The organism is Streptomyces sp. NPDC006207 (assembly GCF_040613835.1).
Lineage (GTDB): Bacteria > Actinomycetota > Actinomycetes > Streptomycetales > Streptomycetaceae > Actinacidiphila.
Window position 1 is genome coordinate 51,890 of sequence record NZ_JBEXSX010000004.1, and the last position, 14,220, is coordinate 66,109.

At 72.8% G+C, this 14,220-nt stretch carries 12 protein-coding genes; 6 read left to right on the top strand and 6 right to left on the bottom strand.

The window, feature by feature from the left end; genetic code table 11:
* Positions 1-423, bottom strand: coding sequence for a DUF948 domain-containing protein (locus ABZ312_RS04150; RefSeq protein WP_450385979.1), 423 nt, complete (start codon positions 421-423; stop codon positions 1-3).
* Positions 424-595: 172 nt separating this feature from the next.
* Here ABZ312_RS04150 and ABZ312_RS04155 point away from each other — a divergent pair, with 172 nt between their 5' ends.
* The gene (locus ABZ312_RS04155) at positions 596-2,743 is read left to right on the top strand and encodes an ATP-binding protein (RefSeq protein WP_500436432.1); all 2,148 of its coding nucleotides are present in this window, start codon (positions 596-598) and stop codon (positions 2,741-2,743) included.
* Between the two features lie 98 nt (positions 2,744-2,841).
* On the opposite strand, the gene rpsD is transcribed toward ABZ312_RS04155, so the two are convergent.
* Complete coding sequence (rpsD, locus tag ABZ312_RS04160) at positions 2,842-3,453, bottom strand: 30S ribosomal protein S4 (protein WP_018564200.1); 612 nt, start codon at positions 3,451-3,453, stop codon at positions 2,842-2,844.
* Between the two features lie 199 nt (positions 3,454-3,652).
* Here rpsD and ABZ312_RS04165 point away from each other — a divergent pair, with 199 nt between their 5' ends.
* On the top strand, positions 3,653-4,369 hold the full coding sequence (locus ABZ312_RS04165) for a DUF2470 domain-containing protein (protein ID WP_500358911.1): 717 nt from the start codon (positions 3,653-3,655) through the stop codon (positions 4,367-4,369).
* 43 nt (positions 4,370-4,412) lie between these two features.
* On the opposite strand, the gene ABZ312_RS04170 is transcribed toward ABZ312_RS04165, so the two are convergent.
* On the bottom strand, positions 4,413-5,762 hold the full coding sequence (locus ABZ312_RS04170; protein ID WP_500324427.1) for a replication-associated recombination protein A: 1,350 nt from the start codon (positions 5,760-5,762) through the stop codon (positions 4,413-4,415).
* A gap of 44 nt (positions 5,763-5,806) precedes the next feature.
* The gene (locus ABZ312_RS04175; RefSeq protein ID WP_500324428.1) at positions 5,807-6,451 is read right to left on the bottom strand and encodes a vitamin K epoxide reductase family protein; all 645 of its coding nucleotides are present in this window, start codon (positions 6,449-6,451) and stop codon (positions 5,807-5,809) included.
* A gap of 280 nt (positions 6,452-6,731) precedes the next feature.
* Between ABZ312_RS04175 and ABZ312_RS04180 the strand changes: the two genes are divergently transcribed.
* Together ABZ312_RS04180 and ABZ312_RS04185 are read left to right on the top strand one after the other, a co-directional pair.
* Positions 6,732-7,541 carry an SAM-dependent methyltransferase gene (locus tag ABZ312_RS04180; RefSeq protein WP_500324429.1) on the top strand — a complete coding sequence of 270 codons (810 nt, stop codon included), beginning with the start codon at positions 6,732-6,734 and terminating at the stop codon, positions 7,539-7,541.
* Positions 7,538-9,643, top strand: coding sequence for a putative bifunctional diguanylate cyclase/phosphodiesterase (locus tag ABZ312_RS04185; protein ID WP_500358910.1), 2,106 nt, complete (start codon positions 7,538-7,540; stop codon positions 9,641-9,643). The genes ABZ312_RS04180 and ABZ312_RS04185 overlap by 4 nt, the downstream gene beginning before the upstream one ends.
* Positions 9,644-9,737: 94 nt before the next feature.
* Here ABZ312_RS04185 and hisS read toward each other — a convergent pair whose 3' ends face one another.
* Positions 9,738-11,000, bottom strand: a complete 1,263-nt coding sequence (hisS, locus tag ABZ312_RS04190; RefSeq protein ID WP_500324431.1) for a histidine--tRNA ligase — start codon at positions 10,998-11,000, stop codon at positions 9,738-9,740.
* 13 nt (positions 11,001-11,013) lie between these two features.
* Positions 11,014-11,730 carry an MBL fold metallo-hydrolase gene (locus tag ABZ312_RS04195; RefSeq protein WP_500324432.1) on the bottom strand — a complete coding sequence of 239 codons (717 nt, stop codon included), beginning with the start codon at positions 11,728-11,730 and terminating at the stop codon, positions 11,014-11,016.
* Between the two features lie 193 nt (positions 11,731-11,923).
* On the opposite strand from ABZ312_RS04195, the gene ABZ312_RS04200 reads away from it, so the two are divergent.
* Entirely contained in the window at positions 11,924-12,748 is an 825-nt protein-coding gene (locus ABZ312_RS04200; RefSeq protein ID WP_500324433.1) for a peptidylprolyl isomerase, read from the top strand.
* A gap of 220 nt (positions 12,749-12,968) precedes the next feature.
* Complete coding sequence (locus ABZ312_RS04205; RefSeq protein ID WP_500436434.1) at positions 12,969-14,198, top strand: DUF349 domain-containing protein; 1,230 nt, start codon at positions 12,969-12,971, stop codon at positions 14,196-14,198.
* Positions 14,199-14,220: the final 22 nt, after the last annotated feature.

The window sequence follows — 14,220 nt, forward strand, 5'->3', positions numbered from 1 at the left end:
TCAGCCCCTTGACTTACGGCTGCGGGCGGACGGAAGCGTCCGGCCGACGACCACGGTGCGCTTCTTGGCGGCGCCCTTGGCCTGGAGGGTGACCGCGCGCCGCACGCCGTAGCCGAAGGCCGCGACCTTCACGAGGGGGCCTCCGAAGGTGGAGGCGACGGTCGTGGACAGGGCGGAGGCGTTCGCGGTCACCTCGGCGACGTCGGAGGTGATGGTGTCCACGCGGGCCAGCTGGGCGTGGGCGGAACGGACCGCCTCGGAGGCCTCGCCGAGCAGCGGCACGGCCTGGTCGGTCACCTCCGCCACGAGGCGGGTGGCCTGACGGAGCGCCTGCGCGAGCCGCACGAGTGCCACGGCGAGGAACGACACCAGGATCGCCCAGAAGACGGCCACGATGAGGCCGGCCACCTCTCCACCGGACACGCTGCCACTCCCTCGGATCCACCGCGCCAACCAGGTACCGATCAGGTACCGACCTTATCGCGACGGGCAGCACGCTCCGTACCGCATTGCGGGCCGGGGCCGCCCGCCACCGGCCCGGGCGAGGGGGCCCGGACTGTACGTTCCGCTTATTTGACGATACCCTCCGTGACCCATGCGCCATGAGACGACGCCCGGCAACCTGCCGTGCGAGCTGAACCACTTCGTCGGCCGGCGGCGCGAGCTCGACGACGTGGCCCGCCTGCTGGAGCGGGCCCGGATGGTGACGGTGACCGGCGTGGGCGGGGTCGGCAAGACCCGGCTCGCGCTGCGCGCGGCGGCCGGGCTGCGCGCCGGGTTCGCCGACGGGGTCTGGCTGGCCGAGCTGGGGGCCGTACGGGATCCGGGACTGGTGGACCACGCCGTGGCGGACGCGCTCGGCCTCACCGACCACACCACGCGCGGTCCCCGGGCCGCGCTCGGTGCTTTCCTGGCCCGCCGCGAGCTGCTGCTCGTCCTGGACTGCTGCGAACCGCAGGTGGAGGCGGCGGCGGAGCTGGCCGAGGCGATGCTGCGGCGGGCACCGGGACTGCGGTTGCTGGCCACCAGCCGGCAGCCGCTGGGGGTGGCCGGCGAGCACATCGTGGCGCTGGAGCCGCTGGGCGACGCCGACGAGGCGGTGGAGCTGTTCGCCGACCGGGCGGCCGCGGTGCTGCCGGGCTTCACCGTGGACGGGGGCAACCGGGCCGAGGTGGAGGAGCTCTGCCGCCACCTGGACGGCATCCCGCTGGCGCTGGAACTGGCGGCGGGCCGCGTGCGGGCACTGTCGGTGCGGCAGATCACCGGGCGGCTGGACGACCGCTTCCGGCTGCTCACCCGGCGCGGCGGCACGGGCGGTCCCGAACGGCACCGCGCGCTGCGCACCACCATCGGGTGGAGCCACGAGCTGTGCACCCCGCGCGAACGGCTGCTGTGGGCACGGCTGTCGGTGTTCGCCGGGGACTTCGACCTCGACGCGGCCGAGTACGTGTGCGCGGGCGGCGAGGTGACCGCCGACACGATAGTGGACCTGCTGGCGGACCTGGTGGACAAGTCGGTGGTGCTGCGCCGCGAGGACGCGGGCGTGGTGCGCTACCTGCTGCTGGACACCGTGCGCGAGTACGGGCTGGGCTGGCTGCGCGAGCTGGGCGAGGAACGGCGGCTGCGGACCCGGCACCGCGACTGGTACCTGGGGTTCGCCACCTGGGGCGAGATGGAGTGGTTCGGCGCGCGGCAGGAGGAGATCTCGGCCGGCACCGAGCGGGAGCTGGCCAACCTGCGGGCCGCGCTGGAGTTCTCCCTGGAGGTCCCCGAGGAGCTGCGGACCGGGCAGTACCTGGCGGCGAGCCTGTGGTTCTTCTGGGTCGGCTGCGGCCGGCTCGCCGAGGGCAGGTACTGGCTGGAGCGCGCGCTGGCGGCCGACCACGAGCCCACGGGTCAGCGCGCCAAGGCGCTGTGGGTGTGCGGTTACGTCTCGATCCTCCAGGGCGACGGCACCGCGGCGCTGGGCATGCTGTACGAGTGCCGGGAGCAGGCACTGGCCACCGGCGACGCGACGGCGGTGGCGTACGCGGTCCACCGCATGGGGTGCGGGGCGCTGCTCAGCGACGACCTGCCGCGCGCCAAGGCGCTGTTCGAGGAGGCGCTGGGGCACTACCGGACGCTGGGCGAGCTCAACAGCAACGTCATCATGGCCGAGGTCGAGCTGGCGATGGCGGTGGCCTTCGAGGGGGACCTGGAGGGCGGGATCGAGCTCTGCGAGCACATCCGCGAGGTCTGCGAGGACCACGGGGAGCGCTGGGCGCTGGCGTACGCGCTCTACACGCGGGCGGTCATCGCCTGGTGGCAGGACGACCCCGTGCTCGCCGCCGAACTGGCGGCCGAGTGCGTGCGGATCAACCACACCTTCCGCGACATGGTGGGCATCGTGCTCGGCATCGAGCTGCTCGCGCTGCTGCGGGTCCCGGGGGACGCCCGGGAGGCGGCGGTGCTGCAGGGCGCGGCGGGCGGCATCTGGCGGCTCGTCGGGCTGCCGGTGTTCGGCTCGCGCCACTTCGGCATCCCCCACCAGCGCTGCGAGGAACTGGCCCGCGCCGAGCTGGGCCGGGTCGGCTACGAGGGGGCGTACGCCGAGGGGGGCGTCCTCGACCTCGACGCGGCCGTCGCCCGGGCCCTGACCGGGCTGCCCCCGACACGCACCGGCCCGCGTCCGCCCCGCGGTCCCGTGCCACCCGCCGATTCGCTGCCCGCGGGCGCGCCGCTCGGCCGGTCCGCCCAGGACTGACCGGGGCGAGCAGGGTCGCCCCGGGCACGCGAAAGCCCCGGCGCCCCGCCGGAAGGGCGGGGCGCCGGGGCTGACGTGCGTGCCGGGTGGGGCAGGCGTCAGCGAGCGTAGTACTCGACGACGAGCTGCTCGTCGCAGATCACGGGGACCTCACGACGGTTCGGCAGACGGTCCAGGCGGAAGGCCAGCGCCTGCAGGTTGACCTGCAGGTACTTCGGGGTCTCGCCCTCGCCGGCCCAGCCGCCCTCACGGGCGACCTGGAACGGGGTCTTGGCGCGGGAGCGCTCGCGGACCATCACGACGTCGTCGGGGGTGACGCGGAACGACGGCTTGTCGACCTTGTGTCCGTTGACCTCGATGTGGCCGTGGACGACCATCTGGCGGGCCTGGTAGATCGTGCGGGCCAGGCCGGCGCGCAGGACGAGGGCGTCCAGGCGGCGCTCGAGCTCGACGATCAGGGCCTCGCCGGTCTTGCCGCTGACCTTGCGGGCGCGGTCGTAGGCACGGGCCATCTGGCGCTCGGAGATGTCGTACTGCGCGCGCAGCCGCTGCTTCTCCAGCAGTCGGACCTTGTAGTCACTGTTCTGCTTGCGGCCACGGCCGTGCTCGCCCGGCGGGTAGGGACGGGCCTCGAAGTACTTGACGGCCTTCGGCGTCAGGGCGATGCCGAGGGCACGCGACTTCTTGACCTTGGGACGCGACTGGTTCACGTTTCCCAGACCTCCATGTAAGTTAGGTAAGGCTTACCTTAGCGAAGGAGATCGTATGTCTCGCCCTGGGAACACCACGCGCATCACGGACGGAATGGACGCCACGCAGGGCGCCGCCGACGCCACGGCGGGCGCCGACTTGACGGGGGTCCGATCAGCTCATGGTCAGCCGCGTCCCAGCGGGCATGAAACCGCCCGACTGCCGTCAGCAGCCGAGCGCACACGAACTCTCGTACAGAGTACCGCCTCCGCCATCCTGGTGATTCCCGGCCTGGTGCCCGACCTCCCCGAGCTCATGGTCCCGGACGAGCGGATCGTGGGCACCGACGGTGACCTGTTCCTGCTGTTCCCCGCGGAATCGCCCGCCGTACGGGCCGCCACGCACGCCGAGGACGACGACCTCACGGCTGTGCTCGACATCACTGACGTCGCCCCGGTCGCGGTGCCCGGACGCATCCGCGGCCGCGCCTGGATCGCCGGCTGGCTCACCGTCGCGCGAGACCTGCCGGCCCCGGCCGGGAAGGTGCGGCTACGGCTGGAGGTCGGCGAGGCGTCGCTGGACGACCTGTGGGGCGCGGAGCAGGTGGAGCCGGACGAGTTCGCCGCGGCCCGTCCCGACCCGCTGGTCGAGCACGAGGCGGAGCTGCTGCAGCACCTGGCGGCCGCCCACGCCGACCAGGTGGGCTGGCTGTGCGCGCTCGCCGGCGGCACCGGCGCCTGCCGCAGCACGCCGACCACCGCGGTGCCGCTCGCCCTGGACCGCTTCGGGCTGCGGGTGCGCTTCACCGGCGAGGACGGCACCTTCGACGCGCGCTTCGAGTTCCTGGAGCCCGTACGGGGCCACGCCGACCTGCACCGGGCCATGCACACGCTCTTCGACGCCGCGCAGGAGGCCGCGGCCGCACAGGAGCACTGACCCGGCCCCGGCCCCGGCGCACCCGGCCCCAGCGGGCGTGGCGCTACTCCCCCGCCAGCCGCTCCCTGACCCGTTCCAGGACGTCGGCGTAGCGGGCCTCGGCGCCGTAGCGCGTCGGCTCGTAGTAGCGCCGGCCGTGGATCTCGTCCGGCGCGTACTGCTGGGCGGCGATGGCACCGGGCAGATCGTGCGGGTACTGGTAGCCCTGGCCGTGCCCGAGTTTCGCGGCGCCCTTGTAGTGGCTGTCGCGCAGGTGCGCGGGGACCGGCCCCGCCTTGCCCGCGCGTACGTCGGCGAGCGCGGCCCCGATGGCCGTCGTCGCCGCGTTGGACTTGGGGGCCAGGGCGAGCGCGATCGTGGCGTGGCTGAGGGTCAGCGCGGCCTCCGGGAAGCCGATCATCGCCACCGCCTGGGCCGCGGCGACCGCCGTGGGCAGCGCGGTCGGGTCGGCCAGGCCGATGTCCTCGCTCGCGGAGATCATCAGCCGGCGGGCGATGAACCGCGGGTCCTCCCCCGCCTCGATCATGCGGGCCAGGTAGTGCAGGGCGGCGTCCACGTCCGAGCCGCGGATGGACTTGATCAGGGCGCTGGCCACGTCGTAGTGCTGGTCGCCGTCGCGGTCGTACTTCACGGCGGCGCGGTCGACGGTCTCCTCGAGGGTGCTCAGGGAGATCTCCGGCTCGCCCTTCGCCAGGGCCGCGCCCGCGCCGGCCTCCAGGGCGGTCAGCGCCCGGCGGGCGTCCCCGCCGGCGATCCGCAGCAGGTGCTCCTCGGTGTCCTCGGGCAGCGTGACCGCGCCCTTGAGCCCGCGCTCGTCGGCGAGCGCCCGCCGCAGCAGGCCGCGCAGGTCGTCGTCGGTCAGGGGCTCCAGGGTGAGCAGCAGGGACCGGGACAGCAGCGGGGAGATGATCGAGAAGTACGGGTTCTCGGTGGTGGCGGCGATCAGGGTGACCCAGCGGTTCTCGACGGCGGGGAGCAGGGAGTCCTGCTGGGCCTTGCTGAACCGGTGGATCTCGTCCAGGAAGAGCACGGTGTCGCGGCCGTAACCGCCGGACTCGCGCTTGGCGCTCTCGATGACCGCGCGGACCTCCTTGACGCCCGCGGTGATCGCCGACAGCTCGACGAAGCGCTTGTTGGTGGCGTGGCTGACGACGTAGGCGAGGGTCGTCTTGCCGATGCCCGGCGGACCCCACAGGATCACCGAGGACGGTCCCGCCGGTCCGCCGCCGCCCTCGCCGACCAGGCGCCGCAGCGGCGACCCGGGCCTGAGCAGATGGCCCTGCCCCACGACCTCGTCGAGGGTGCGCGGGCGCATCCGTACGGCCAGGGGGCTGCCTCCGGGCTCCCTCGACTGGCGTTCCTCTGCGGCGGCGGTGAACAGGTCGGGCTCCACGGCAAGGAAGCCTATGTCACGGCACCGACACCGCGGCCCCGCCGTCAGATCAGGGTGCTCCAGTACGTCCACCAGCGGGTCAGGATCGCGACCGCGATCACGCCGTACCAGAGGACGGGGACGACCCAGTGGAATTCCAGCACCAGGTCCCGGACACGGGCGGGCGCCGGGATGATCTCGTGCTTGAGGTTGTGGACGAGGGTGTACCAGAACAGCGCGATGGTGACGACCCACGCCAGCGAGCACCACAGGCACAGCGAGCCGATGCTGTACAGCGACTGGTACTGCAGCCATGTGACGAAGCCGACGCCGAAGAGCGTCCCGGCCTGCAGTCCGAGCCAGAACCAGCGACGGTAGCGCGCGCCGGCGAGCATTCCCACGGCGAGGGCGATGACGACCGGGTAGGCGACCATGCCGATCATCGGGTTGGGGAAGCCGAAGGCGTGCGCCTGCTCGCTCTTCATGATGTTGCCGCAGGAGATGATCGGGTTCAGGCTGCAGCCGGGGACGAAGTTCGGGTCCTCCAGCAGCTTGAACTTGTCGATCGTGATGACCCACGAGGCGAGCAGGCCGAGCGCACCGCAGACCACGAGCAGCCAGGTGAAGGCCCTGCCCGCGCCGACGAGCCCGTCCGTGGACTCCTGGCTCCCGCCGTCGGTGCGAGCCGTGTCAACCACCGTAGTCACCATGTCGCCGTTTCCGTGGGTCGGGGATGTGCCGCACTGCCCAACGCGTCGAACCTGCCGGAAGTGCCGGGTCCCATGGTGCCGTGTCACCCGCGCGAGCGACAACGGCCGGGCGGGAGGGCGGAATTCTGCTGCTCTTCGTGTGGCAGCCGTCGCGCCGTGTTACCGGCCGCCGCGCAGGCGCGATGGACCGCACCCTCCAAAAATGCGCATACATAAGACATATAGGATTCTCAGAGGACCCGGAGATCCGAGGATCCACTTCGACGGGGAGAGGTGCCCCATGCGTCGACCCGAGTGGGTGCCCGCAGGGACGGACGTCGAGACGCCGAACGCCGCCCGGGTCTACGACTACTACCTGGGCGGATCCCACAACTTCGAGGCCGACCGCGACATGGCGCGGCAGGCCATGGCGCTGTGGCCCGACCTGCCGGTGATCATGCGTGCCAACCGCGCCTTCCTGCGCCGCGCGGTCCAGCACCTCGCCGGCCTGGGCATCACCCGCTTCCTGGACATCGGCTCCGGGATCCCGACCTTCGGCGCCGTGCACGAGGTCGCGCGGGCCGTCCGCCCGGAAGCACACGTGGTGTACGTCGATCTGGACCCGATCGCGGTGGCCCACAGCCGCCTGCTGCTCCAGGACGACCCGCTGAGCGCCATGGTGATGGCCGACATGACCGACACCGGCGACCTGCTCTCCCGGCCCGAGGTCACCGCCCTGCTGGCACCCGGGGAACCGGTGGCGGTGCTGCTGGTGGCGATGCTCCACTTCGTCACCGACGCCGAGGACCCCCCCAAGATCGTGGGCGCGCTGCGCGACGCGGTACCGCCCGGCAGCCATCTGGTACTCACCCACGCCTCCCGGGACAGCCGCCCCGAGCAGGCGGACTCGCTGGCGGAGCTGTACGCGCGGCGCACCACGACGCCGCTGGTCATGCGGACCAGGAAGGACGTGACGGCGTTCTTCGACGGCTGGGACCTCCTGCCGCCGGGCCTGGTGTGGCTGCCCGAGTGGCGCCCGGAGGGCCCCGAGTCGGTGGGGCCGCATCCGGAGTGGATGTCGGGCCTGGCCGGCGTGGGGAGGCGGCCGTGAGCCAGTCGCCGTCGCCCGTCGCGGGACCCGCCCCGGACTTCGCGGACGCCTGGTCGCACCTGCTGCGTTCCGGCCCGGGGCTCGCCCTGCCCCCGTTGACCCTGCACCGGGTGGCGGCAACGACCGCGGAGCTGCTCGGGCGGGCGCTGGGCGACCCCACGTGCGACACCGCGCAAGCGGAACAGGCCGGCATGCTGCTGGTGGAGGCCCACTTCACCGACCCGGAGATCCTGGCGGCCGCCGTGGCGCTGCTGCAGATCCAGCCGGCTGCTCCCGACCGGGTGCCGGTGGTGGCCGGCGCCTTCGCCTCCGGCTGGGCGGCGGCGCTGCGCGAGCGGACGCTTCGCGAGCAGGAGGCGATCCAGCGCGCGGCCTTCCGTGCCCGTGAGGACGCCGAGCGGGCCCGGCACGCCTCGGAGGCCCGGTTCCGCGCCCTGTTCGAACACGCCGCCATCGGCATCGGCATCGCGGACGTGGACGGCACGATCGTGCAGTTCAACCAGGCGCTCCGGGATCTGCTCGGGGCCCGCCCGGAGGACCTGCGGGGCCGCCGGGTCACGGAGCTGGTGCACCCCGAGGATGCCCCGGGGGTGTGGGAGGCGTACGACGACCTGGTCAACGGCCGCCGCGAGCGGTTCCAGTGCGACAAGCCGTACTACCGGCGCGACGGCGAGGTGGTGTGGACCCACCTGACCGTCTCGCTGATCCGCGACGAACACGGCGAGCCCCGCTACCAGGTGGCGATGGTCGAGGACATCACCGACCGCTACCGGCTGCAGGAGCGGCTGCGTCACCAGGCCACCCACGACCCGCTGACCGGGCTGCCCAACCGCACGGCGTTCTTCGAGCGGCTGGAGGGCCTCTTCGAGCAGCCGCAGCCCGGCGCCCGCTTCGGCCTGTGCTACGTCGACCTCGACGGCTTCAAGGTCGTCAACGACAGCCTCGGTCACGGGACCGGGGACCAGTTGCTGACGGCCGTGGCCGAGCGGCTGGACGCCGCGCTCGCCCCGCTGGGGCACCTGGTCGCCCGGCTGGGCGGGGACGAGTTCGTGGTGCTGCTGGAGGAGTGCCGCGGCGACCAGGAGGCGGTGGCGGTCGCCAAGCTCGTCCTGACCACGCTCGCGCGGCCCTTCCTCGTGGGCGGCCAGCAGTTGACGATCGGCGCGAGCGTCGGGGTGCTGGCGCAGCGGATCGCCGCCACGACCCCGGGGGCGGCGGTACGGGCGGCGGATCTGACGCTGTACCGCTCCAAGGAGGCCGGCCGCGGCCGCTGGACGCTCTTCGACCCCCGGCACAACGCGCGCGCCGTGAGCCGGTACGCCATCTCCGTACGGCTGCCGGTGGCGCTGGACCGCGGGGAGTTCTTCATCGACTACCAGCCGCTGTGCTCGCTCGCCGACGGCTCCCTGGCGGCGGTGGAGGCGCTGGTGCGGTGGCGTCACCCGCAGTTCGGGGTGCTGGGGCCGGACGAGTTCGTGGGGACGGCGGAGGAGACCGGGCTGATCATGCCGCTGGGCCGGTGGATCCTGGAGCGGGCGGTCGGGCAGGCGGCCGCCTGGGTGCGGCGCTACGGGGAGGCGGCCCCGCAGATCAACGTCAACCTGGCGGTCCGTCAGATCCGCAACCCCGGCCTGGTGCACGACGTCACGTCGATCCTGGAGAGCACCGGGCTCGAACCCGGGCGCCTGGAGCTGGAGATCACCGAGAGCGCCGTGATCGGGCCCGAGGACGAGTCGCTGCGCGCCCTGCAGGCGATCGCCGACGCCGGGGTCTCACTGGCCGTCGACGACTTCGGCACCGGCTGGTCGAACCTCGCCTACCTGAGGGATCTTCCGGTGTCCGGGCTGAAGATCGCCGGCGCGTTCGTCACCGACCCCCACCGCGCCGGAACGGACGACCCGGTGGGCTGGCGGATCGTCGGCGGCCTGGTGTCGCTGGCGCACGCGCTCGGCCTCACGGTCACCGCCGAGGGCGTGGAGAGTTCCCAGCACGCCCGGCGGCTGCGCTCACTGGGCTGCGACTGGGGCCAGGGCTGGTACTTCGGGCGGCCGATGCGGCCGGAGCGGATCGCCCGGTGGATCGAGCGGGGACGGCCGGAGTGACCCGCGGCCGGGAGGCCGGTGGCCGACGGCCGGTGCGCGCGCACGGCGCGGCCGGCCGGTGGGGACACCGGCCGGCCGCGTGACCGCCGGACGGTCAGACGAGCCGCTCGCGCACGGCCGCGACGACGCCGTCGAGCGGCACCGCGCTCTGCTCGCCGCTCTCCAGGTCCTTCACCTGCACGACGCCCTCGGCGAGGTCGCGCTCGCCGGCGACGATCGCCAGGCGCGCTCCCGAACGGTTGGCTGATTTCATCGCGTTCTTCAGCCCCTTGCCGCCGAAGGCGAAGTCCGTGGCGACGCCCGCCCGGCGCAGCTCGGTGACCACCGCGAACAGCACCCGGCGCGCCTCCTCGCCCATCGGCACGGCGAACACCTGCGTGGCAGCGGGCAGTTCGAGCTCGATGCCCTCGGCCTCCAGGGCCAGCACCGTACGGTCCACGCCCAGCGCCCAGCCCACCGACGGCAGCGCGGGGCCGCCGATCATCTCGGACAGGCCGTCGTAGCGGCCGCCGCCGCCGACCGCGGACTGCGAGCCGAGGCCGTCGTGCACGAACTCGAAGGTGGTGCGGGTGTAGTAGTCCAGACCGCGCACCAGCTTCGGGTCGTCCTCGTAGGCCACGCCCGCGGCCGTCAGCAGCTCGCGCACCTGCTCGTGGTAGGCCTTGCAGGCCTCGCACAGGTGGTCGCGCATCATCGGGGCCCCGACGAGCTGCTTCTGCACGCTGTCGCGCTTGTCGTCCAGGACGCGCAGCGGGTTGATCTCGATCCGGCGCCGGGTGTCCTCGTCGAGGTCTAGGCCGCGCAGGAAGTCCTGGAGGGCGGCCCGGTAGACCGGACGGCACTCGCGGTCGCCCAGCGAGTTGAGCAGCAGGCGGAAGTCACGCAGCCCCAGCGAGCGGTAGGCGTCCACGGCCAGGATGATCAACTCGGCGTCCAGCGCCGGGTCCTCGGCGCCGATCGCCTCGGCGCCGACCTGGGAGAAGTGGCGGTAACGCCCGGCCTGCGGCCGCTCGTAGCGGTAGTACGAGCCGGAGTACCAGAGCTTGACCGGCAGGTTGCCGGCCTTGTGCAGGTTGGCCTCCAGCGCGGCGCGCAGCACGGAGGCGGTGCCCTCGGGGCGCAGCGCGAGGTTCGTGCCGCCCTTGGTGGTGAGGGTGTACATCTCCTTGGTCACGATGTCGGTGGACTCGCCGACGCCGCGGGAGAAGAGCTCGACCTGCTCGAATCCGGGGGTCTCGACGTAGCCGTAGCCGGACCGCCGCAGCGGCGCGGCCAGCGCCTCGCGGACCGCCAGGAACACGGCGGAATCGGGCGGCAGGAGGTCATAGGTGCCCTTGGGGGCCTGGAAGGTGCTCACAGGAGGTCTCTCGTCACATTCCTCGTCGCGGAGGGGCGGGGTGGTCGTCCCCTCCGAGGCCGCGGGCCACCTCCGCCAGGTACGGGTTGGTGGCGCGCTCACGGCCGATGGTCGTCTGGGGTCCGTGGCCGGACAGCACCACGGTCGAGTCGTCGAGCGGCAGGCACACACGGGCCAGCGACACGAACAGCTCGTCCATGGAACCGCCGGGCAGATCGGTGCGGCCGACGGAGCCGGCGAACAGCAGGTCGCCCGAGAAGAACACCGAGGGGATCTCGGCGGTCTCGGGGAGCCTGAAGGTCACCGACCCCTCGGTATGGCCGGGCGCGTGCGCCACGGACAGCTCGAGACCGGCGAGCTCCAGCGTGCTGCCGTCGGTGAGCTCCTTCAGGTCGTCGGGCTCGCCGATGGTCAGTTCGCCGAGCAGCTGCGCGCCGATCGAGCGGCCGAGGGCCTTCTCCGGGTCGTTCAGCATGTAGCGGTCCCGGGGGTGGATCCAGGCCGGGACGCCATGGGCCCCGCAGACCGGGACGACCGAGGCCGTGTGGTCGAGATGGCCGTGGGTGAGGATGACGGCGACGGGCTTGAGACGGTGTTTGGCGAGCGTGTCCTCGACGCCCTGGGCCGCTTCGTGGCCCGGGTCGATGATCACGCACTCCTCACCGGCGGCGGGGGCGACCACGTAGCAGTTGGTGCCCCAGGCCCCGGCGGGGAACCCGGCAATGAGCACGTTCGTCCTTCTGTCGGCAGTCGTTCTCGGCAGGTCGTACCGCACGACGGCGGTCCCACGAGCCTACCGGCGCCGACGCGGCCATCGCGAACCAGTAACGTCGCTGGACTGGGGGCGCGCCGGGCGCGAAGATCGGCGGCGAACGTTTGTCACATTCGGACGCGACGAGCAGAACGCATCGGGAGACGGCTCAGTGGTCACCAAGGATCAGCGGCGGCGCCAGCTCGCCCGGGAGAAGTTCGAGCGGCAGCACGACCGCCGTGTGCAGGCCCACCGGAAGACCGTACGGCGCAACGCGGTGGTCGCCGCCGTGCTCGCCGTGGTCCTGGCGGCGGGCGCCACGGCCTGGGCGGCCGGCGCCTTCGGTTCGGACCCCAAGAAGGACGACGCCGCCGCCGCGGGCGCCTCCCCCACCCCCGCGGAGACGAGCAAGGCGCCCGACCCGTGCGCCAAGCCCGCCGCGGGCAGCCCCGGCACGGAGCAGTGGAAGAAGGAGCCCGCGGTCACCGTCGACACCGCGGCGAAGTACACCTTCGCGCTGCAGACGACCTGTGGCGACATCGCGCTGGACCTCGACGCGAAGAACGCCCCGCACACGGTCAACTCCTTCGCGTTCCTGGCCGGCAAGGGCTACTTCGACCACACGAAGTGCCACCGGCTCACCACCAGCGGCATCTACGTGCTGCAGTGCGGCGATCCGACGGCCCAGGGCAGCGGCGGCCCCGGCTACACCATCCCGGACGAGAACCTGAAGGCGAAGGAGATCGCCGGGGGCACGTACCCGGCAGGCACGGTCGCCATGGCCAACACCGGCCAGGCGCACACCGGCGGCAGCCAGTTCTTCCTGGTCTACAAGGACAGCCCGCTGCCGCCGAACTACACCCCGTTCGGGACGATCAGCGCGGCCGGCATGAAGGTGCTGGACAAGATCGCGGCCGCGGGCGAGTCGACCGGTGCCGGAGACGGCGCCCCGAACGCCACCGTGGTGATCAACAAGGCGACGGTCGGGAAGTCCTGACCGCCGCGTCCCGCACCCGCAGGTGAATTTCGCGGGTGCGGGATGCGGACAGCCGGGGCACCGGTCGCCTATGTTGGCGTTGTGTAGGGTGCCTGCTCCGACGGCTGCACCATGGATGTGAGCGGACCGTCGGACCGGTCAGGGCACGGCCCGGCCGAATGGAACTGTGGACGATGCCCGCGAGCCGTACGGCGGCCGGGCATCACGTGGAGGAGGCGCTGTGAGCAGCGACCCGTGGGGCCGCGTCGACGAGACGGGGACCGTGTACGTGCGTACGGCCGATGGCGAGCGTGAAGTCGGCTCGTGGCAGGCAGGCTCCCCTGAGGAGGCGCTCGCCTACTTCGAGCGGAAATACGAGGGCCTCGTCGTCGAGATCGGCCTCCTCGAACGCCGGGTGAAGACCACCGACCTGTCCCCCAAGGACGCGTTGACCGCCATCGATCACCTGCGCGCCACGGTGACCGAGGCCCACGCCGTGGGAGACCTGGAAGCCCTCGCCAAGCGGCTGGACGCGCTGACCGACCAGGTCGACGCGCGCCGCGAGGAGCGCAAGGTCGCCAAGGCCAAGGCCTCCGAGGAGGCCAAGACGGCCAAGGAGGACCTGGTCACCGAGGCCGAGCAGCTGGCGCAGAGCGAGCAGTGGCGGGCCGCCGGTGAGCGGCTGCGCGCCCTGGTCGACATCTGGAAGGGCCTGCCCCGGCTGGACCGCAAGACCGACGACGAGCTGTGGCACCGCTTCAGCCACGCCCGTTCGGTCTTCTCCAAGCGGCGCAAGGCCCACTTCGCGGCGCTCGACTCGCAGCGCGAGGACGCCCGCCGGCGCAAGGAGAAGCTGGTGGAGGAGGCGCAGGCGCTGTCCGGCTCCACCGACTGGGGTCCCACGGCGGCGCGCTACCGCGAGCTGATGACCGACTGGAAGGCCGCCGGCCGCGCCCAGCGCGAGGCGGAGGAGGACCTGTGGAACCGCTTCCGCGGCGCCCAGGACGTCTTCTTCGCGGCCCGCTCCGAGGTCTTCGCCGAGCGCGACACCGAGCAGCGCGAGAACCTCACGCTGAAGGAGGAGCTGGCCATCGAGGCCGAGAAGCTGCTCCCGGTCACCGACTTGAAGGCGGCGCGCGCCGCCTTCCGCGGCATCAACGAGCGCTGGGAGGCGATCGGCCACGTGCCGCGCGACGCCCGGCCGCGCATCGAGGGCCGCATGCACGCGGTGGAGCGCTCCATCCAGGAGGCCGAGGAGGCCGAGTGGCGCCGCACCAACCCCGAGGCGCGGGCGCGTGCCGCGGGCCTGACCGGGGCGCTCCAGGCGGCCGTCGACAAGCTGCGCGAGCAGATCGAGGCGGCGCGGGCGGCGGGGAACACCTCCAAGGCCGACAAGCTGCAGCGGGAACTGGACGGGCGGCAGGCGCTGCTCGACCAGGCGCTGAAGTCCCTGGACGAGTTCGGCGGCTGAGGCTCGGCTGATGCTCCGCTGA

Coding starts and splice junctions, on each gene's coding strand:
- ABZ312_RS04155 (WP_500436432.1), top strand. CDS start 596: ATGCGCCATGAGACGACGCCCGGCAACCTGCCGTGCGAGCTGAACCAC.
- ABZ312_RS04175 (WP_500324428.1), bottom strand. CDS start 6,451: ATGGTGACTACGGTGGTTGACACGGCTCGCACCGACGGCGGGAGCCAG.
- ABZ312_RS04180 (WP_500324429.1), top strand. CDS start 6,732: ATGCGTCGACCCGAGTGGGTGCCCGCAGGGACGGACGTCGAGACGCCG.